General features: G+C 70.6%; 17 protein-coding genes. 6 read left to right on the forward strand and 11 right to left on the reverse strand.

Going from position 1 to position 19,650, the window contains the following annotated elements:
* The coding region (locus ACFWPS_RS14170) for a phosphoenolpyruvate carboxylase (RefSeq protein ID WP_383704594.1) at window positions 1-1,877 on the reverse strand (1,877 nt) is incomplete at its 3' end.
* Window positions 1,878-2,185: 308 nt separating this feature from the next.
* On the opposite strand from ACFWPS_RS14170, the gene ACFWPS_RS14175 reads away from it, so the two are divergent.
* Window positions 2,186-3,196: an acyl-CoA desaturase gene (locus tag ACFWPS_RS14175; protein ID WP_383704596.1), complete on the forward strand. Its 1,011-nt coding sequence runs from the start codon at window positions 2,186-2,188 to the stop codon at window positions 3,194-3,196.
* Window positions 3,193-3,867 carry a TetR/AcrR family transcriptional regulator gene (locus ACFWPS_RS14180; RefSeq protein WP_089102228.1) on the forward strand — a complete coding sequence of 225 codons (675 nt, stop codon included), beginning with the start codon at window positions 3,193-3,195 and terminating at the stop codon, window positions 3,865-3,867. The genes ACFWPS_RS14175 and ACFWPS_RS14180 overlap by 4 nt, the downstream gene beginning before the upstream one ends.
* Window positions 3,868-3,934: 67 nt before the next feature.
* Here the strand turns inward: ACFWPS_RS14180 and ACFWPS_RS14185 are convergent, their stop codons facing one another.
* Together ACFWPS_RS14185 and ACFWPS_RS14190 are read right to left on the reverse strand one after the other, a co-directional pair.
* Window positions 3,935-4,300: a VOC family protein gene (locus tag ACFWPS_RS14185; protein ID WP_383704599.1), complete on the reverse strand. Its 366-nt coding sequence runs from the start codon at window positions 4,298-4,300 to the stop codon at window positions 3,935-3,937.
* Entirely contained in the window at window positions 4,300-5,112 is an 813-nt protein-coding gene (locus tag ACFWPS_RS14190; RefSeq protein ID WP_383704601.1) for a trans-aconitate 2-methyltransferase, read from the reverse strand. Before ACFWPS_RS14190 ends, ACFWPS_RS14185 begins: the two co-directional genes overlap by 1 nt.
* Window positions 5,113-5,201: 89 nt before the next feature.
* Here ACFWPS_RS14190 and ACFWPS_RS14195 point away from each other — a divergent pair, with 89 nt between their 5' ends.
* The gene (locus ACFWPS_RS14195) at window positions 5,202-5,699 is read left to right on the forward strand and encodes a MarR family winged helix-turn-helix transcriptional regulator (RefSeq protein ID WP_383704603.1); all 498 of its coding nucleotides are present in this window, start codon (window positions 5,202-5,204) and stop codon (window positions 5,697-5,699) included.
* Window positions 5,700-5,840: 141 nt separating this feature from the next.
* On the opposite strand, the gene ACFWPS_RS14200 is transcribed toward ACFWPS_RS14195, so the two are convergent.
* Window positions 5,841-6,614, reverse strand: a complete 774-nt coding sequence (locus ACFWPS_RS14200) for a response regulator transcription factor (protein ID WP_089102225.1) — start codon at window positions 6,612-6,614, stop codon at window positions 5,841-5,843.
* 261 nt (window positions 6,615-6,875) lie between these two features.
* Between ACFWPS_RS14200 and ACFWPS_RS14205 the strand changes: the two genes are divergently transcribed.
* Window positions 6,876-7,334 (forward strand): GNAT family N-acetyltransferase, encoded by a 459-nt coding sequence (locus ACFWPS_RS14205; protein ID WP_383704833.1) that lies wholly within the window; start codon window positions 6,876-6,878, stop codon window positions 7,332-7,334.
* A gap of 3 nt (window positions 7,335-7,337) precedes the next feature.
* Here ACFWPS_RS14205 and galK read toward each other — a convergent pair whose 3' ends face one another.
* From galK to galT, 3 genes are read right to left on the reverse strand one after another with little or no spacing between them, the layout of a single operon-like run.
* Window positions 7,338-8,495: a galactokinase gene (gene galK / locus ACFWPS_RS14210; RefSeq protein WP_383704604.1), complete on the reverse strand. Its 1,158-nt coding sequence runs from the start codon at window positions 8,493-8,495 to the stop codon at window positions 7,338-7,340.
* A complete protein-coding gene (gene galE, locus ACFWPS_RS14215) occupies window positions 8,496-9,464 on the reverse strand; it encodes a UDP-glucose 4-epimerase GalE (RefSeq protein WP_383704607.1) in 969 nt (322 codons plus the stop codon).
* The gene (gene galT / locus ACFWPS_RS14220; RefSeq protein WP_089102221.1) at window positions 9,464-10,522 is read right to left on the reverse strand and encodes a galactose-1-phosphate uridylyltransferase; all 1,059 of its coding nucleotides are present in this window, start codon (window positions 10,520-10,522) and stop codon (window positions 9,464-9,466) included. Before galT ends, galE begins: the two co-directional genes overlap by 1 nt.
* Window positions 10,523-10,647: 125 nt before the next feature.
* Between galT and ACFWPS_RS14225 the strand changes: the two genes are divergently transcribed.
* The gene (locus tag ACFWPS_RS14225; RefSeq protein WP_383704609.1) at window positions 10,648-12,372 is read left to right on the forward strand and encodes a sodium:solute symporter family protein; all 1,725 of its coding nucleotides are present in this window, start codon (window positions 10,648-10,650) and stop codon (window positions 12,370-12,372) included.
* A gap of 27 nt (window positions 12,373-12,399) precedes the next feature.
* Window positions 12,400-12,729 carry a hypothetical protein gene (locus tag ACFWPS_RS14230; RefSeq protein ID WP_383704611.1) on the forward strand — a complete coding sequence of 110 codons (330 nt, stop codon included), beginning with the start codon at window positions 12,400-12,402 and terminating at the stop codon, window positions 12,727-12,729.
* A gap of 53 nt (window positions 12,730-12,782) precedes the next feature.
* Here the strand turns inward: ACFWPS_RS14230 and ACFWPS_RS14235 are convergent, their stop codons facing one another.
* The 4 genes from ACFWPS_RS14235 to ACFWPS_RS14250 all read right to left on the reverse strand — a co-directional run bounded on the left by ACFWPS_RS14235 (window position 12,783) and on the right by ACFWPS_RS14250 (window position 19,288).
* Window positions 12,783-13,475, reverse strand: coding sequence for a response regulator transcription factor (locus ACFWPS_RS14235; protein ID WP_089102219.1), 693 nt, complete (start codon window positions 13,473-13,475; stop codon window positions 12,783-12,785).
* 203 nt (window positions 13,476-13,678) lie between these two features.
* Window positions 13,679-15,421 (reverse strand): PQQ-binding-like beta-propeller repeat protein, encoded by a 1,743-nt coding sequence (locus tag ACFWPS_RS14240; protein ID WP_383704613.1) that lies wholly within the window; start codon window positions 15,419-15,421, stop codon window positions 13,679-13,681.
* 79 nt (window positions 15,422-15,500) lie between these two features.
* On the reverse strand, window positions 15,501-17,228 hold the full coding sequence (locus ACFWPS_RS14245; protein ID WP_383704616.1) for a PQQ-binding-like beta-propeller repeat protein: 1,728 nt from the start codon (window positions 17,226-17,228) through the stop codon (window positions 15,501-15,503).
* Between the two features lie 257 nt (window positions 17,229-17,485).
* Window positions 17,486-19,288: an ABC-F family ATP-binding cassette domain-containing protein gene (locus ACFWPS_RS14250; protein WP_383704618.1), complete on the reverse strand. Its 1,803-nt coding sequence runs from the start codon at window positions 19,286-19,288 to the stop codon at window positions 17,486-17,488.
* Between the last annotated feature and the right edge of the window lie 362 nt (window positions 19,289-19,650).

The raw sequence follows: 19,650 nt of genomic DNA on the forward strand, positions 1-19,650 counted from the left end.
AGGGTGCCCCAGGGCTGGGCGAGGATCGCGTCGTGGGAGGGGCCGCCGCCGCGGCCGACGGTGCCGCCGCGGCCGTGGAAGAGGCGCAGCCGGACGCCGTAGCGGTGGGCGACGTCGCGCAGCCGGCGCTGGGCGCGGTGGATCTCCCACTGGGAGGTGGTGATGCCGCCGAACTTGGAGGAGTCGGAGTAGCCGAGCATGACCTCCTGGACGTCTCCGCGCAGGGCGACCAGGCGGCGGTAGGAGGGGTCGGAGAGCATGTCCTCCAGGATGGTGTCGGCGGCCCTGAGCTCGTCGGTGGTCTCCAGGAGCGGCACGATGCCGACCTTCGCCCAGCCCGCGTGCAGGTCGACCAGCCCGGCCTCGCGGGCCAGGACCGCGGCGGCGAAGACGTCGTCGGCACCCTGGCACATCGAGATGATGTACGACTCCACCACCTCGGGACCGAAGACCTCCAGCGCCCTCTTCACCGTCTCGAACACACCCAGGGTCTTCGCACCCGCCGCGTCGACGGGTGCCGGGGTCGAAGCCAGCGGCCTTCTCGACCTGAGCTCCTTGGCGAGCAGCTTGGCGCGGTAGTCGCGGGGCATGTCGGTGTAGCGCCAGGATTCCTCGCCGAGGCGGTCGAAGAGCTGGCCGAGGGCGTGGTGGTGGGCGTCGGCGTGTTCGCGGACGTCCATGGTGGCGAGCTGGAGGCCGAACGCGGCGAGGGTGCGGATGGTGCGGGCCAGGCGGCCGTCAGCGAACAGGCCGCCGCGGTGGGCGCGCAGGGAGGTCTGGATCAGGCGCAGGTCGGCGAGGAGTTCGGCGGTGCCGAGGTAGTCGCGGCCGGGTTCGTGCGGGGTGCCGGTGGCCAGGCGCTGCTTGGTGTTGGTCAGCTTCTGCCGGATGCAGGTGGCCTTGAGCCGGTAGGGCTCCTCGGCGTTGAGGCGCTTGTAGCGGGGGCTGATCCCGGGCAGCAGCTCCAGGTCGGCCTTCAGCGACTCCAGGAGTTCCTCGGTGGCGCCGGTGTAGCGGATGGAGTTGGAGAGGAGGCCGCGCAGTTCGTCGATCATCTCCAGGGCGTCGTTGATGCCGTGTTCGTGCTGGAGGATGAGGACGTCCCAGGTGACCTGGGGGGTGACGTTGGGGTTGCCGTCGCGGTCGCCGCCGATCCAGGTGCCGAAGGTGAGGGGGCGGGTGTCGTCGGGCAGCTTCACCCCGACCCGCTCCAGCTCCGCCGTCAGGTCCTCCAGGACGTCTCCGACCGCGTCGGCGTGGAGTTCGTCGAGGTAGTAGATGGCGTTGCGGGCCTCGTCGGCGGGCTCGGGGCGGACCACGCGCAGCTCGTCCGTCTGCCACACCAGGTCGATGTTCTCGGCGAGGCGGATGTCGGTGCGGCGGCGGTCGGACTCGATGACCGGCGTGTCCAGGAGCGCGGCGATACGCCGGAGCTTGTTGAGGACCGAACGGCGCGCGGCCTCGGTGGGGTGTGCCGTGAACACCGGACGGACGTTGAGGTTCTGCACGGTCTGGCGCAGGTGCTCGGGGTCGGCGTCCTTCAGCCGGTCGGCGGTGCGGGCGAGGAGGCCGCCCTCGGCGGCGCGGCGGGCGCGCAGCTCGCGCCCGCGGTGCACCTGCTCGGTGACGTTGGCAAGATGGAAGTAGGTGGAGAAGGCGCGGACCAGCTTGGCGGCGGTCTCCAGTTCGGTGCCGCGCAGCAGGTCGGCGGCGGCCTCGCCGTCCTCGCGGGTCAGGCGGCGGACCTTCTCGACGAGTTCCAGCAGCTCGTGGCCCTCCTGGCGGACGAGGGTCTCGCCGAGGAGGTCACCCAGCCGGCGGATGTCGGCGCGCAGCTCACTGGTGGTCGTGGTGGTCTGGTCGTCGGCACTGCTCACAGGTGCGGCTCCTTGCAGTGTTGAAGCTCGTCTGGAGGGAACCCGTCCGTCGGCCGGGCGGCAGGCGGAGCCTGTCCGCATAGGGGCCGGACATCAGGGAAGGAAACAGAGCGGACCGCGCTGTCCGACCGACTCCAAGGATAGGTGTCCATGAGGACGCGCAGGTTCTGGGGCTCTTGCCGCGAGACGCCTCACTGCCATACTTACGTCGCCGTAGGTTACGGAACCGTAGGGAAGTACCTATATCGTCCCGCTCGGTCGCCGCGGATCGGCGTCTCTCTCAACCCTCGACCCCACAGGGGACGCGCATGACCTCGTCTGGTTCCAATGTGATCGAAGACCCCCGGAAGGCGGCCGACGCCGCGCTCCCGGCCGCCACCCTGGGGGGCGAGCGGAAGGGTTCGCTGGAGCAGATCACCCTGCTGCTGTTCATCGTGGTGCCGTTCCTCGCGCTGCTGGCGGCGGTGCCACTGGCGTGGGGATGGGGCGTGAGCTGGCTCGACCTGGGCCTGATGGTGTTCTTCTACTATCTGGGCTGTCACGGCGTGACGATCGGTTACCACCGTTACTTCACCCACGGTTCCTTCAAGGCGAAACGGCCGCTCAGGATCGCGCTGGCGATCGCGGGGTCGCTGGCGGTGGAGGGGCCCCTGGTGCGCTGGGTGGCCGACCACCGCAAGCACCACAAGTTCTCCGACGCGGAGGGCGACCCGCATTCGCCGTGGCGGTACGGCGAGACGGTGCCGGCGCTGATCAAGGGCTTGTGGTGGGCGCACATCGCCTGGATGTTCGACGAGGAGCGGACTCCGCAGGAGAAGTACGCACCGGATCTGATCAAGGACCCGGCGATCCGGGCGATCTCCCGGCAGTTCATCTACTGGACGGTGCTGTCGCTGGCGCTGCCGCCGCTGATCGGCGGTCTGGTGACGATGTCCTGGTGGGGTGCGTTCACCGCGTTCTTCTGGGGCTCACTCGTCCGGGTGGCGCTGCTCCATCACGTGACATGGTCGATCAACTCGATCTGCCACGCGGTCGGCAAGCGGCCGTTCAAGTCGCGTGACCGTTCGGGCAACGTCTGGTGGCTGGCGGTGCTGTCCTGCGGCGAGTCCTGGCACAACCTGCACCACGCCGACCCGACCTCGGCGCGGCACGGGGTGGAGCGCGGGCAGCTGGACTCGTCGGCGCGGATCATCCGCTGGTGCGAGCAGCTGGGGTGGGCGTACGACGTGCGCTGGCCGTCACGCTCACGTATCGATTCGCGCCGTGACACCGGGGAAGGCGGCTCCCGACAGGGGGCGGAGGCCGCGAAGGCGGCATGATTGACGCCGTGGCGACCGACTCCAGCACCCCCAGTCCCGAAAAGCAGCGGCGGGCGCGTCGTACCCGTATGACCGGGGCGGAGCGTCGCCAGCAGCTGTTGGAGATCGGTCGCACCCTCTTCGCGGCGAAGGGCTTCGAGGGCACCTCGGTGGAGGAGATCGCGGCGAAGGCCGGGGTCTCCAAGCCGGTGGTGTACGAGCACTTCGGCGGCAAGGAGGGGCTGTACGCGGTGGTGGTCGACCGGGAGATGCGGCGGCTGCTGGACATGGTGACCAGTTCCCTCACCGCCGGTCATCCGCGGGAGCTGCTGGAACAGGCCGCGTTCGCCCTCCTCGACTACATCGAGGAGTACACGGACGGCTTCCGGATCCTGGTCCGGGACTCCCCCATCCCCCAGTCGACCGGTTCCTTCGCGTCCCTCATCTCGGACATCGCCACCCAGGTGGAGGACATCCTGGGCCGCGAGTTCAAGTCCCGCGGCTTCGATCCCAAGCTGGCCCCGCTGTACGCGCAGGCGCTGGTGGGCATGGTCGCGCTGACCGGCCAGTGGTGGCTGGACGTGCGCCGCCCGAAGAAGGCGGAGGTCGCCGCCCACCTGGTGAACCTGTCCTGGCACGGCCTGGACGGCCTGGAGCAGAAGCCGCACCTGATAGGGCGCCGCAAGGCGTAGGACCGCCTCACACGCCGCCCCACGCACCGCCTCATGCGCCGTGTCACGCACCGCCTCATGCGCCGTGTCACGCCGTGACGGGCTCCAGGAACTCCAGCCGGTTGCCGACGGGGTCCTCGGAGTAGAAGCGGCGGTGGCCGGGGAGGTCCTCGTCCCAGGTGACGGGTGCGCCGTGGGCGGTCAGCCGGGCGGCGTACGCGTCGATGTCCGTGACCCGCAGCCCGGGGTGGGCCTTCTTCGCCGGGCAGAAGGCGTTCTCGACGCCCAGGTGGAGCCGGACGGCGCCGGCCTCGAACCAGCAGCCGCCGCGCGCCGCGAGCACCGGCGGCTTGGCCACCTCGGTCATGCCGAGGGCGTCCCCGTAGTACGCCCGCAGCGCGTCCTCCGAGCCGGGCGGGGCGGCGAGCTGGACATGGTCCACGGCGGCGAGCATCAGCCCTCCTTGCGGGCGACCGCGAACAGCCGGCGGAACGGCAGGACCGTGCCGTACGGGGCGCTCGGGTAGGCCTCCCGCAGCAGGTCGCGGTACTCGGCGACGAAGGCGTCCCGGGCCTCGGGGTCGTCGCCGAGGACGGTGAGGGCGGGGCGCAGCCCGGTGCCCTTGACCCAGTCCAGGACGGGGTCCTCGCCCTCCAGGACGTGCAGGTAGGTGGTCTCCCAGACGTCGGTGGCACAGCCGAGGCGGGCGAGCCGGTCCAGGTAGGCGACGGGCGGGTGGACGGAGTCCTCGTGGCGCAGCACGTCGGCGAGCCGGGCCTTCCAGCGGGGCGTCGCGGCGAGCTCGCGCATCAGGGCGTGCAGCGGCGCGTCGACGTTGTTCGGCACCTGGAAGGCGAAGCTGCCGCCGGGAACGAGCGCGTCCAGCCAGCCGGCGAAACGGTCGAGGTGGCCGGGGACCCACTGGAGCGCCGCGTTCGACACGATCAGGTCGTACGACCGTTCGGGCGCCCAGCTGCGCAGGTCGGCGTGGGCGAAGTCGAGGCGGCCGCCGCCGGGGGTGGGGCCGGCGTGGTCGACCTGGGCCTTGTCGAGCATCGCGGTCGAGTTGTCGTAGCCGGTGATGCGGGCGGTGGGCCAGCGGTCGGCGAGGACGGCGGTCACGTTGCCGGGGCCGCAGCCGAGGTCGGCGACGGCCGGGGGTTCGCCGGGGAGGTCGGGGACACGGGCGAGGAGGTCGGTGAAGGGGCGGGCACGGTGGCCGGCGTGGCGGAGGTACTGGGCGGGGTCCCAGGAGGGCGTCGTCATGCGCACCACTCTCCCCGCGAAGATCTCTTGATGTCAAGAGACTCGACATCAAGAGACTTCACGTCGACACAACCACTACACTGATCGCCATGGAGGACGAGGTCGATCGGCTGGTGGCTGCATGGCGCCGGGAGCGCCCGGACCTCGACGTGGAACCGCTCGAGGTACTCAGCCGGGTGAGCCGGCTGGCAAGGCATCTGGACCGGGCACGTCGGCTGGCCTTCGCCGAGCACAGCCTGGAGCCCTGGGAGTTCGACGTGCTGACCGCGCTGCGGCGCGCGGGCACGCCGTACCAGCTCTCCCCCGGGCAGCTGCTGACGCAGACCCTGGTCACCTCGGGGACGATGACCAACCGGATCGACCGGCTGACCAAGAAGGGCCTGGTGGAACGGCTGCCGGACCCCAGCGACCGGCGGGGCGTGCTGGTACGCCTGACCACCGAGGGCCAGGACCGCGCGGACCAGGCCCTGGCAGGCCTCCTCGACCAGGAGCGAGCCATCCTCGGCGAGCTCTCCCCCGCCCAGCGGTCCGAACTCGCCGGGCTGCTACGCCAGCTGACCGCCCCGTTCGACAACATCCCCGGCTAGGCGGGTCCGTTCGGCAGCGCCCCGAAGGGGCGCGGGGCTGTGTCAATATGCGGCTCCGCCGCGTGGGCGCGACCAGCCACGACGGCGCCGCAGTCGACAGACGGCGTGTCACGGCACTTCCAGCGGAGCGCTTGGCGCTGGTCAGGCGCTGCTGCTCTCCTCCGGCATGATCCGCCCAGCAGGCCCCAGATCCACCGGCCCCACCCCGGCCCTGCGCGCCAGCGCCACCGCGGCCAGGGTGGAGTGGACGCCCAGTTTGCCGAGGACGTTCTGCATGTGGGTGCGGACGGTGTGCGGGGACAGGAAGAGGCGCTCGGCGACGGCCTTGCGCCCCAGGCCCGCCACCATGCACCGGAGCACTTCCCGCTCCCTCGGCGTGAGGGACTCCACGAGCCGCTCGCTCTCGGTGCGGTGCTTGCGCGCGGCCGTCAACTCCCGCAGTACCCCGGTCAGCAGGGCGGGCGGCAGATGCGTCTCGTCGCGCAGCACGCCCCGGATGACGTTCAGCAGCCGGGACAGCGAGCAGTCCTTGGCGACCCAGCCGGAGGCGCCGGCCTGGAGGGCCAGGGCCGCGCGCCGCGGGTCGTCCTTCTCGGCGAGGACGACGACCCGGACTGCGGGCTGGGCCGAGCGGACGCCGACGACCAGCGATATGCCGTCGACCAGCCCCTCCTCGTTGGCCTCCTGCACCGGCACGGCCGCTCTGCCACCGGGCAGCTGACCGCCCAGATCGGCATCGACGAGCAGCACGTCGTAGCGACGGCCCTCGGCGACCGCGCGCTCCAGGCAGCGCAGCGCGGCCGGACCGCTGCCGGCCGCTGACACGTCGACGTCGGGCTCGGCAGCCAGTGCGGCGGCCAGCGACTCGGCGAAGATGCGGTGGTCGTCGACGACCAGGACTCGGATACGAACCACGAAACCCCCTTCCCCAATGCTCTTCACGAGCAGGGGATACCCCAAGGTCCGGAGAACGACGAACCATGCGGACACGACACCCGCGGAGGGACGGAACCGCACGGCCGCCGCCGTGCCTGAACTGCTACCCCCACCGCGGGCGTCGTATCCGACTTGTCTCGCCCCCTGATCAGTACCGGCCCCCACCGGTACTGCTCATCAGAGTACGGGCGGTCGCCGGGAGCGGAAGGCAATTTGCAGAACTGCCCGGCCGACGCGTTTATGGTGTGCCGCATGTTTCGTATTGAGGCGGAAGTCGACAAGGAACGACGTGATCTGCTCCGCGCCCGGCTGCTGGCCACCAACACAGCGGCCTCTCCCGTTCTGGCGGCCCTGCGTGGCACCCCGGACGAACGCGAAGTGCCGCTGCACCTCTGGGCGATGGACGAGGGTTCGGGCGACCTGGCCGGCGGTCTGGTCGGGCACAGCTGGGCGTCCTGGCTGCACGTGACCTATCTCTGGGTGGACGCCCGCCACCGCGGCACCGGCCTCGGCGGCAGCCTGCTCGCGGCGGCCGAGCGCATCGCCCGCGAGGACCGCGCCTGCACCGCCGCCCGCCTGGAGACCTGGGACTTCCAGGCCCCGGACTTCTACCGGAAGCAGGGGTACGAGGTGGTGTGCGTGATCCCCGACTATCCGCCGGGGATCACGGAGTACACACTGACGAAGCGGCTGGGCTGAGCCTCAGCTCTCCCGCCGGGCGCCCGCCGACGGCACCGCCTCGAACACCCGCGGGGTCTTGAAACCGGCCGCCGCGAAGGCCTCCTCGACCGCCTTGGTGATCGTGTCGACGTCGGTCGCCTCGGTGAGGACGATCGCCGAGCCGCCGAAGCCGCCGCCGGTCATCCGGGCGCCCAGGGCACCGGCCGAGTTCGCCGCCTCCACGACCAGGTCCAGCTCGGGGCAGGAGACCTGGAAGTCGTCGCGGAGGGAGGCATGGCCCTCGGTGAGGACGGACCCGATCGCGCGGGTGTCGCCCGCTTCGAGGAGGGCGACGACGCGCTCGACGCGGTGGTCCTCGGTGACTACGTGGCGGACCAGGCGCCGTACCTCCGCCTCGTCGCCGATCCGTTCGAGCGCCGGCTCCAGGTCGGCGTAGGCGATGTCCCGCAGCGCGTCCACGCCCAGCAGGGCCGCGCCCTTCTCGCAGCCGGCCCGGCGCTTGCCGTACTCGCCACCGCTGTGGGCGTGCTTGACCTGGGTGTCGACGACCAGCAGCCGCATGCCCTCGGCCGCGAGGTCGAAGGGGATCTGCTTCTGCGAGAGGTCGCGGGTGTCGAGGAACAGGGCGTGGCCCTGCTCGCAGCACGCCGACGCCGTCTGGTCCATGATGCCGGTCGGCGCCCCGACGTAGACGTTCTCCGCGCGCTGGCACAGGCGGGCCAGCTGCCAGCGCTGCAGGCCCAGTTCGTAGAGGTCGTTGAGCGCCAGGGCGATCACCACCTCCAGGGCCGCGGAGGAGGACAGGCCGGCGCCGGTCGGCACGGTGGAGGCGAGGTGGACGTCGGCGCCGGTGACCGGGTGACCGGCCTCGCGCAGCGCCCAGACCACACCCGCCGGGTACGCCGTCCACTCCCGGTCGGTGCCTGGTTCCAGGGCGTCGAGGGAGAGCTCGACGACCCCGCCCTCGACGTCCGAGGAGTGCAGCCGCAGCACGCCGTCGGTACGGCGGGCGACGGCGGCCGTCGCCACGTGCGGCAGCGCGAACGGCATCACGAAGCCGTCGTTGTAGTCGGTGTGCTCGCCGATCAGGTTGACCCGGCCCGGCGCCGCCCAGACGCCGTCGGGAGCCGTCCCGTACAGCTCCTCGAAGGCGCCTGCGACCTGCTGTGCTGCCCCCACTTACTGCTCCCTTGCTGCGCTGATGTGCTGCGCGAACTCCCAGGCGTCCGCGACGATCCCCGCGAGGTCCGCGCGGGTCGGGTTCCAGCCCAGCTTCTCGCGGGCGGTGGCTGCCGAGGCGACCAGGACGGCCGGGTCGCCGCCCCGGCGCGGGGCCACGACCTCGGGGATCGGGTGGCCGGTGACCTGCCGGACCGTCTCGATGACCTCGCGGACCGAGAAGCCCTCGCCGTTGCCGAGGTTGCAGATCAAGTGCTCGCCGGGGAGCGCGGCCGTGAGGGCCAGCAGGTGGGCGTCGGCCAGGTCGGCGACGTGGATGTAGTCGCGGATGCAGGTGCCGTCGGGCGTCGGGTAGTCGTCGCCGAAGACGGAGATGGCCTCGCGCCTGCCCTGGGCGACCTGGAGGACCAGCGGGATCAGGTGCGACTCGGGGTCGTGGCGCTCACCCTGCGCGCCGTAGGCGCCGGCCACGTTGAAGTAGCGCAGGGAGACCGCGCCCAGGCCGTGGGCGGCGGCCTCGCCGGTGATCATGTGGTCGACGGCGAGCTTGGTGGCGCCGTACGGGTTGGTCGGCTGCGTGGGGGCGGTCTCGACGATCGGGACCTGCTCCGGCTCGCCGTAGGTGGCCGCCGTGGAGGAGAAGACGAGCTTGCGGACGCCGGCCTCGCGCATCGCGGCGAGCAGCGCCATGGTGCCGCCGACGTTGTTGTCCCAGTACTTCTCGGGCTTCACGACCGACTCGCCGACCTGGGAGAACGCGGCGAAGTGCAGCACCGCCTCGTAGGAGGAGTCCAGCCACTTGGCGGCGTCGCGGATGTCGCCCTCGACGAAGACGGCGCCCGCGGGGACGCCCTCGCGGAAGCCCGTGGAGAGGTTGTCGAGGACGGTGACCTCGTGGCCCGCCTCCAGCAGGTGCTGGGCGACCACGCTGCCGACGTAACCCGCCCCGCCCGTCACCAGGTACTTCATCAACTCGCTACCTCTCGCAGTCGCTCGGCCGCGCGCTCCGGCGGCACGTCGTTGATGAACACGCTCATGCCCGACTCGGAACCCGCGAGAAACTTCAGCTTGCCGGACGTTCGGCGGATGGTGAAAAGCTCCAGGTGCAGCGCGAAGTCATCGCGCGTGACACCCTCGAACTCCTCCAGCGTCCCGAACGGCGCCTGGTGCCAGGCGGCGATGTAGGGCGTGGGAGGCTCACCCTCACCGAAGATACGGTCGAAGCGCCTCAAGAGTTCCAGATAAACCTGGGGGAACTCTGAGCGTGCCGCCTCGTCGAGCCCGAGCAGGTCGGGGACGCGGCGCTTCGGGTACAGGTGGACCTCGTAGGGCCAGTGTGCCGCGTACGGCACGAAGGCGACCCAGTGTTCACTCTCAAGGACGACCCGCTCGTCGGCGAGTTCACGGGCCAGCACTGCGTCGAAGAGGTTCTCCCCGCCCGTCGCCTCCTTGTGCGTCGCGAGTGAACGCAGCATCAGGGCGGTGCGCGGGGTGGTGAAGGGGTAGGCGTAGATCTGGCCGTGCGGGTGGCCGAGCGTCACGCCGATCTCCTCGCCGCGGTTCTCGAAGCAGAACACCTGCTCGACGGAGGGGAGGTGCGACAGCTCCGACGTCCGGTCGGTCCACGCGTCCAGGACCAGGCCCGCCTGCTCCTCGGTGAGGCTCGCGAAGGACGCGTCGTGGTCCGAGGTGAAGCAGACCACCTCACAGCGCCCGGAGTCGCCGGCCAGGGAGGGGAAACGGTTCTCGAAGACCACGACGTCGTACGACGAGTCCGGGATCTCGCTCAGCCGGTCGCCCTTGGTCGGGCACAGCGGGCACTGGTCGGCCGGCGGGTGGTAGGTGCGGCCCTGCCGGTGCGAGGCGATGGCGACCTGGTCGCCGAGGAGCGGATCCCTCCGGATCTCGGAGGTGGTGTGCGTCCGCTCCAGCGGACGGCGGTCCACCGCGTCCCGCACGGTGTCGTCGCGCAGGTCGTAGTAGATGAGTTCGCGACCGTCGGCCAGCCGGGTCGAGGTCTTCTTCACTGCGGACTCCCATTGATCGAGCCAGCCAACCATCAAACAGAACCGAACACACCAAAACACAACTCACCACCCCAGTCAACATCGCAATCAATCAAGGTGAGACAACGAAAGTGTTGAATTACCGGGTGCAGAACCCCACAGATGCCCCCGTATCCCCCACACGCCTCGCGACGGACCTCACCACGGACCTCGCGACGGGACTGCGGCTCCCCACCAACGGCCTGGACTACACGATCCTCGCGATCTACTTCGTCGTCGTCCTGGGCATCGGCTTCGCGGCCCGCCGCTCGGTGAAGACCAGCCTCGACTTCTTCCTCTCCGGGCGGTCGCTGCCCGCCTGGATCACCGGCCTCGCGTTCATCTCGGCGAACCTGGCCGCCACCGAGATCCTCGGCATGGCCGCCAACAGCGCGCAGTACGGCGCGTACACCGTGCACTGGTACTGGATCGGCGCCATTCCGGCCATGGTCTTCCTGGGCCTGGTGATGATGCCCTTCTACTACGGCAGCAAGGTCCGCTCGGTCCCCGAGATGCTGCTGCTCCGCTTCGACAGAGCCGCACACCTGCTCAGTTCGATCCTGTTCGCCTTCGCGGCCATTCTGATCGCCGGTGTGAACCTGTACGCCCTGGCGATCGTCGTGGAGGCGCTCCTCGGCTGGCCGCAGTGGGTGGCGATCGTGGTCGCCGGCGCGTTCGTGCTGGCGTACATCACCCTCGGCGGTCTCTCCTCGGCCATCTACAACGAGGTGCTGCAGTTCTTCGTGATCCTCGCCGCCCTGATCCCGCTGTCCGTGCTCGGCCTGAAGAAGGTCGGCGGCTGGGACGGCCTGGTCGACAAGCTCACCGCCACCCACGGCCACAACTTCACGACCGCCTGGGGCGGCACCGGCATCGGTTCCGTCAACCCGCTCGGCGCGAACTGGCTGACCATCGTCGTCGGCCTCGGCTTCGTGCTCTCCTTCGGCTACTGGACGACGAACTTCGCCGAGGTGCAGCGCGCCCTGTCGGCGAAGAACCTCTCCGCCGCCCAGCGCACCCCGCTGATCGCCGCCTACCCGAAGATCTTCATCGTCTTCCTGGTGATGATCCCGGGCCTGGTCGCCGCCGCGCTGGTACCGGGCATCGGCACGTCCGGCTCGGACCTCCAGTACAACGACGCGATCCCGTACCTGATGTCACAGCTGCTGCCCAACGGCGTGCTCGGCATCGCGGTCACCGGACTGCTGGCCGCCTTCATGGCCGGCATGGCGGCCAACGTGTCGTCCTTCAACACCGTGTTCACGACCGACATCTGGGCGAAGTACGTGGTCCGGGGCCGGGAGGACGGCTACTACGTGCGCTTCGGACGCCTCATCACCGCGATCGGCGTCTGCGCGTCCATCGGTACGGCGTTCCTGGCGTCGTCGTTCTCGAACATCATGAGCTACCTCCAGACGCTGTTCTCCTTCTTCAACGTGCCGATGTTCGTCGTCTTCATCGTCGGCATGTTCTGGAAGCGCGCCTCGGCGAAATCCGGCTTCTGGGGGCTGCTCGCGGGCACCGTGACCGCGATGGTCAACTACTTCGTCCTCTACAAGAAGGGCATCATCGGCATCCCCACCGACCAGGGCGCCAACTTCGTCTCCGCGATCGCCGGCTTCGTCGCCGGCGCGGTGGTGATGGTGATCGTGTCCCTGTTCACCGCACCCAAGCCGGACGAGGAGCTCGCGGGCCTGGTCTACGGCACGAGTTCTCCCGGTATGGCCGAGGCACCGGCGCCCGGCGACGAGGCCTGGTACCGGCGGCCGGCGCTGCTGGGCTGGGGCGCGGTGATCCTCGCGGCCCTCTGCTACATCCCGTTCTCGTTCTGATCGCCGTCGCTGGAGAATGGAGAGACCATGACCGACGACTCCGGGCACTCCGGGTTCCACTACTCCGAGCAGGACGTCCAGCGGGAAGTCACCGAGCTGGAGAGCAAGTCGGCGACCGCCGCGCGGATCTTCGATCTGCGGCGGATCATCGGTGGGTTGTTCGTGCTGTACGGGATCATCGTCACGATCACCGGGATCACGGACTCGCAGGCCGAGATCGACAAGGCACAGGGGATCAACATCAACCTGTGGACCGGGATCGGCATGCTGTTGCTGGGGGTGTTCTTCTTGGTGTGGCTTTGGTTGAGGCCCACCCCACCTCCGCTTCCTCCTTCGGACGGGAAAGAAGCGGAGTAGGTAGTCGTTCGAGTGCGGGTGCGTGGGGGCTGGTCGCGCAGTTCCCCGCGCCCCTAGAGGGGCGCTTCTGTACCGCCGTTCAGAGGTCCCGCTCGGTCCAGTAGCCCGGTACGTGCGGCCAAGGCCGCCGCTTCCAGCCTCGACCCCACCCCCAGCTTCATCAGCACCCTCTGCACATGGGTGCGGGCCGTGCTCGGGGCGATGCCCATGCCGGCGGCGATCAGGCGGGTGTCCTCGCCGTCCGCCACCCGCACCAGGACCTCGACCTCCCTCGGGGTGAGCATCTGGAGGAGGCGCTGGCCCTCGTCGTCGGGCTGGGCGGCCGGGTTGAGGAGTTCGGCGAAGGCGCCCTGGAGCAGGGCGGGTGCCACGGCGGCCTCCCCGGCCCGCGCCTTCATGATCGCCCGCTCGACGCCTTCTATCCGCTCGTCGTGCCGTACGTACCCGGAGGCGCCCGCGGCGAAGGCCGCCGCGATGCCCCGCGGGGACGGCACCGGGCCCAGCACCAGCACCGCGACCTGCGGCCGCTCCTTCTTGATCCGCACCACCGGGTCGAAGATCCCCGGCTCGGCCGGTGCCGCCGTACCGAGCAGGCACACCTCGGGTGCCCGTGTGATCACCAGCTCGGCCGCGCCCGCGGCCGGTGCCGCCGCCGCCAGCACCCGGTGGCCGCGCAGTTTCAGCGCCGAGGCCAGCGCCTCCGCGAGCAACCGGTGGTCGTCGACCACCATGAGCCGCACTCCCATAGAGCAACCCCCCAGTCCCCCCAATGGATGCCCCACTATGGATGCCCACTGGTCCGCATGGACAGAGGGCCCCCCGGCACCTCGTCCTTCATGCCCCCGGAAGCTACACGCTTGTTCGACGTTGCGCTGCCCCTACTGGTGAGAAGTGCCCCGGATCGGAGGAATCTCTGGGTTTTCTCTTATTCGTGGAGGGAGAGCGCGTATCAGCCACCCGCGCCGAAGGCGGTGACCAGGTACTCCCTGGCCGACGACGAGGAACCGGCGGTGTGGGCGTACCCGGCGGACAGGTAGAGGCGCCCCTGGGAGTAGAGGACCTCCGCGTACTCCGGTGACATGCTGGTCTCCACCGCCTTGACCGCCGTGGTCGCCGGGTTCTCCAGCAGCTTGGTCTCCTTGAAGGAATCCCCGTCGATGCTGACGACCTGGGCGCCCTTGTCGTACGGCGCGTTCTTGTACGCGATCACATTGGGGCCGTCCATGCGCAGGGGCGTGATCGTGTAGTTGTCCCCGGCGTCGGCGCGCTGGCCGGTCTGCTTGCCGGTGCCCAGGTCGAAGGCGACGATCTCGTTGGTCTTCGTGTAGTCCCCGTCGCCGTCGTGCTCCTCGGTCGCCAGGTACAGCCGGTCGTTGCCGACCACCACTCCCGTGCACTTCTCCAACTCGTAGATGCCGTCGCAGCGGGCCGCGTAGGAGCTGCCCGGCGTGGAGACACGGGTGCGCAGTGCGCCGGTCCTGTTGTCGATGGAGAAGACGTCCGAGAAGCCGCTGCCGTCGCCCGCGCTGTCGTTGACGTCGGCGGCCACCACCAGCGGGTCGGTCGACACGACGCTCGCGTAGTCGATTCCCGAGGTCATCCTGTATTCGGAGAGCACCTTGCCGGAGACCGGGTCGAGGGTCTGGATGTGCAGCTGGCCGGTGTCGCCGCTGCCGCACCTGCGGACCGCGACCAGCTTGGCACCGCCGCCGTAGCCTGCGTCGTAGCAGCTGTCGGCCGGCTTCGGCTGCCAGCGGATCCTGCCGGAGGCGAGGTCGAAGGCGGCGCCGCCGCTGGTGCCGCCGACCGCGACCGTCTGCTGAGCGACCGTCACATTGTCGAAGTTGACCGCGACATCACCGGACTTGATCGTCTTGGCCCACAGTTCCTTACCGGCGTTCAGGTCGATCGCGGCGACCCGGGTGCAGCCGGCCGTCGAGCCCTTGGCGGGCATCTTCGGCTGGAAGACGACCGCGGTCCGGCCGTCCGCGTCGGCGTGCTCGCTGGCTCGGCAGACCGGACCGGAGAGCGGGATCGTCCACCGTTCGGCGCCCGAGTCGGGGTCGTAGCCGGTGATCCGGGCGACGCCGCTCTTCGCGTAGACCTTGTCGGTGAGCCAGGAACCGGCGGTGACGGTCGTGTCCTTCGCCGTGGGCAGCGGGACCTGGAAGAGGACCTTGGAGTCGGTGTCCGCGGGTACCTTCTCGGTGCCCTTGCCGTTCTTGCCGCCGTCCGCGCCGCCGTCCGCGCCGCCGTTCGCGTCCTGGCCGCCGGTGCTGCCGCCGCCGGAGCTCGCGGTGTCGTCCTTCTTCCCGTCGCCGCCGGAGGACTTCGCGTACCAGATGCCGCCGCCGACGATCAGCGCGATGGCGGCGACCGCGGCGACGACGACGAGCAGCGTGGCGTTGTTCCGGCCGGGGCCGGGAGCGGGGCCGCCCGGTTGGCCGCCCGGGTAGCCGTAGCCGGGCTGGGGCGACTGGTTCGGGTAGCCGTAGCCGGGCGGGGGCGGCTGGTTCGGGTAGCCGTAGCCGGGCTGCTGGGCGTACGGGTTCGGGGGCTGCTGCGGGTAGCCGTAGCCCGGCTGGGGTACCGGGGGCTGCTGTGGGTAGCCGTAACCGGGCTGTGGCTGAGGTGCGCCGAAACCGGGCTGCTGCGGGGGCTGGTTGGGCGGGGGCGGGGGCGGCTGGGTCATGACGGATGTACCTCGGAGGACGGCGCGTGAGACGGCTGGGGACGGCGTGGACTGCTGGACGGCACGGGACGGGCCCCGCTCAGTTGCCGAAGGCCATCATCAGCTTCTCCTTCGCGTCGTCGCTGCCGGTCAGCCGCGTGGCGGAGAGGTAGAAGCGGCCGTCGGCCCAGTCGACGGCGCCGTCGTAGAAGCCGCCCTCGATGTCGGCGGTGTGCTGCGGGTTCTGCAGCAGCTTGGTGGTGGGGTGGGCGGAGCCCGTGGTCGGGATGGACACGACCTGGCCGCCCGCGTCGTACGACGGCCGTACGTACGCGACGAGTTTGCCGCCCTGGACCTCGACCGGGTACATCGACTCGTCCGTCGGGGACTTCGCACGCCACTTCGCCGTGCCGTCGGTGAGACTGATCGCGACGATCTCGTTGCCGCCGCCGCTCACGTCCGTCGGCAGGTAGAGGGTGTTCGCGTCGACGGCCACGCCCTGGCAGCCCTGGAGGTCACGGGCGAGGATCGCCAGGCCGCACTGGGGCGCGAACTTCTCGTTCACCTTCACCTCGGAACGGAACGTGCCCTTGCGATCCAGGACCGAGATGTTCCAGGCCTTCTTCTCCTCGTTGGTCAGGTAGACCACGAGCGGGTCGACGGAGTAGGTCCGCTCGACCGTCCAGCCCTTCTTGATCGGCCGGGTCCACTCGACCTTGCCGGTGGCCGGGTCGAGCTGCGAGATCTCGTCGTGCTCGTCGCTGCCGCCGGCGGCGCAGGACGCCACCTCGATCAGCCTGTTCGTGCCGCCGGCGAACGCCGTCGGGAAGCAGGCCGCACCGTATTTCTTCTTGTCGTACAACTTATGGCCGCTGCCGAGGTCGTACGCCGTGCCCGACTCGGAACGGCCGGCCATCAGCGTCTTTCCGCTGATCGTCAGCTCGATGCTGAGGGCGCTGTCGAACAGCCCGCCGTCGGCGACGGTCGCGGTCCAGCCCTTCCTGCCCGTGTCGAGGTCGATCTCCTGCAGCTGGTTGCACTTGGCGCGGTCGCTGGTGCCGTTCATGTAGGCCACGACGACCTTGTCGTCCGCCGACTTCTGCGGGGTGACCGCGCAGATCTTCTGCGGGAACGTGATCGGGTCCCAGGCCGGGTCGCCGCTGCCCACCTTGTAGGCGAAGACCTGCTTGTACGCCGCCTTCACGGCCGTCTTCCCGGTGATCCACATGCCGGGCGCGTCGGCGCCGGAGGCGGGCGCGTCGGGTGCCGACTTGTACCAGAGCACCTTGGCCTCGCCGGACCTGCGGCCCGCGTTGAGGTTCTCCGGGTCCGCACCGCCGTCGCCGCTGCCGTCACCCGGGTTGACCGGGGAGCCGGAGGCCTTGGGGTCGTCGGACTGCCGGGCGACCGGCTTCTTGCCGTCGCCCCCGCTGCCGGTCAGGGCGTACACCGTGCCGCCGACGACCAGCAGCCCCGCCACCGCCGCCGCGACGATCAGCGCGGGCTTCCCCTTGAACGGTCCGCCGCCGGAGGGCGGGGGCGTCCCGGGTCCACCCAGGCCGCCGGGGTACGGCTGCTGCTGGGGGTAGCCGTAACCGGGCTGCGGCCCGTACGGCCCCGGTGCGCCGTAGGGGCCGGCCGGCTGGGCGTAGGGGCCGGGGGCGGAAGCGGGCTGCTGCGGGTAGCCGTACCCCGGCTGGGGCTGAGGCGCGCCGAAACCTCCCTGCGCGGGCGGCTGTTGCGGGGCGCCGAACCCGCCGCCCGGCGGCGGCTGGTCCTGCGGCGCTCCGAATGCGCCGTACGGCGGCTGGCCGGGCGGCTGTGTCATCAGCGTTCTTCCCCCTCGTCCACTGATTTCGAGCCATGCCCGCGGCTGGTCACGGACCCTCGGTCGCACTCAGGCAGTTCTCAGACTGACCTTTCTACCACCCGGCACCGACAGCCCACGGGCCCCCATGTGCCGCTGTTCCCAAGGGAGAACCGGCCCGTGATGCCGTCGTTACGCGCCTTCACGCCCCCTTCACCGGGCCCGCGCAAGGGGGTTGCACGCGGGGACCGCAGAGGGCTGATTCACGCCGCTGGCGGCTACGCGTCCTCCGCCAACTCCAGCCAGCGCATCTCCAGTTCCTCGCGCTCCGTGGCCAGGTCACGCAGCTGGGCGTCGAGTTCGGCGACCTTCGCGAAGTCGGTGGCGTTCGCGGCGATCTGGTCGTGCAGCTTGGTCTCCTTCTCGGAGACGCGGTCCAGCTGCCGCTCGATCCTCTGGAGCTCCTTCTTGGCGGCGCGCTGGTCGGCGGCGCTCCGCTCGGCCGTGGCGGACTTGGGGGCCGCGGACGTCGCGGCGACCGCCTCCTCCATGCGCTGGCGGCGCTCCAGGTACTCGTCGATGCCGCGCGGCAGCATCCGCAGGGTGGCGTCGCCGAGGAGGGCGAAGACGCGGTCGGTGGTGCGCTCGACGAAGAACCGGTCGTGGGAGATGACGATCATCGAGCCGGGCCAGCCGTCGAGGACGTCCTCCAGCTGGGTGAGGGTCTCGATGTCGAGGTCGTTGGTGGGCTCGTCGAGGAAGAGGACGTTCGGCTCGTCCATGAGGAGGCGCAGCAGCTGGAGGCGGCGGCGCTCACCGCCGGACAGGTCGCCGACCGGCGTCCACTGCTTCTCCTTGCTGAAGCCGAACGTCTCGCACAGCTGCCCGGCGGTCATCTCGCGCCCCTTGCCGAGGTCGACGCGCTCGCGCACCTGCTGGACCGCTTCCAGGACCCGCGTGGCCGGGTTCAGCTCGGCGACCTCCTGGGAGAGGTAGGCCAGCTTCACGGTCCTGCCGACGACGACCCGCCCGGCCGCCGGCTGCGCCTCGCCCTCCGTCCACGCGGCCTCGGCCATGGCGCGCAGCAGCGAGGTCTTGCCGGCGCCGTTGACGCCGACCAGGCCGATGCGGTCGCCGGGGCCGAGCTGCCAGGTGACGTGCTTGAGCAGCACCTTCGGCCCGGCCTGGACGGTCACGTCCTCCAGGTCGAAGACGGTCTTGCCGAGCCGCGACGAGGCGAACTTCATCAGCTCGGAGGTGTCGCGCGGCGGCGGCACGTCCTTGATCAGCTCGTTGGCGGCCTCGACCCGGAAGCGCGGCTTGGAGGTACGGGCCGGGGCGCCGCGGCGCAGCCAGGCCAGCTCCTTGCGGACCAGGTTCTGCCGCTTGGTCTCCTCGGTGGCCGCGATCCGCTCGCGCTCCGCGCGGGCGAAGACGTAGTCGGAGTAGCCGCCCTCGTACTCGTAGACGGCGCCGCGCTGCACGTCCCACATGCGGGTGCAGACCTGGTCGAGGAACCAGCGGTCGTGGGTCACGCACACCAGTGCCGAGCGGCGCTCGCGCAGGTGCTTGGCCAGCCAGGAGATGCCCTCGACGTCGAGGTGGTTGGTGGGCTCGTCGAGGACGAGCAGGTCCTGCTCCTCGATGAGCAGCTTGGCGAGCGCGATGCGCCGCCGCTCACCACCCGACAGCGGGCCGATGACGGTGTCCAGGCCCTTGGGGAAGCCGGGCAGGTCCAGGCCGCCGAAGAGGCCGGTGAGGACGTCCCGGACCTTGGCGTTGCCGGCCCACTCGTGGTCGGCCATGTCGCCGATGACCTCGTGCCGGACGGTCGCGGCCGGGTCGAGGGAGTCGTGCTGGGTGAGGACGCCGATGCGCAGCCCACCCGAGTGGGTGACACGGCCGGTGTCGGCCTCCTCCAGCCTGGCGAGCATCCGGATGAGGGTGGTCTTGCCGTCGCCGTTGCGGCCCACCACGCCGATGCGGTCGCCCTCCGACACGCCGAGCGAGACGCCGTCCAGCAGGGCACGGGTGCCGTAGACCTTGCTGACGTTCTCGACATTGACCAGGTTGACGGCCATTTCACTCCTGCGCACGGGGACGGTCAGCCTCCCAGCGTAATGCGCGCCGGGAGGCCGTCCGGCCGGGAGCCGTCTTCCGCCCGCCTGTGCGCGTGCCTCGTCGAGGAGGCCGTACCTCGTCACGGGTCGTACCCGGTCACGGCGTCGTACCCGGTCACGGCGTCGTACCCCGTCGCGGGGCGTACCCCGTCACGGCGTCGTACCCGGTCACGGGGTCGTACCTCGTCACGGGTCGTGCCGCGGGCCCGCGTGGACGTCGCGCGCCGGGGGGGGGGGGGCCCCGGCGCGCCGCGCCGGGGGTTAAGGGGCGCCTGCGGCCCCCGCCCCCCCGCGGCCGCGGCGGGGGAGCCCCGGGCCCCGGG

Source organism: Streptomyces sp. NPDC058457 (assembly GCF_042720695.1).
In the GTDB taxonomy this organism is placed as follows: Bacteria; Actinomycetota; Actinomycetes; order Streptomycetales; family Streptomycetaceae; genus Streptomyces.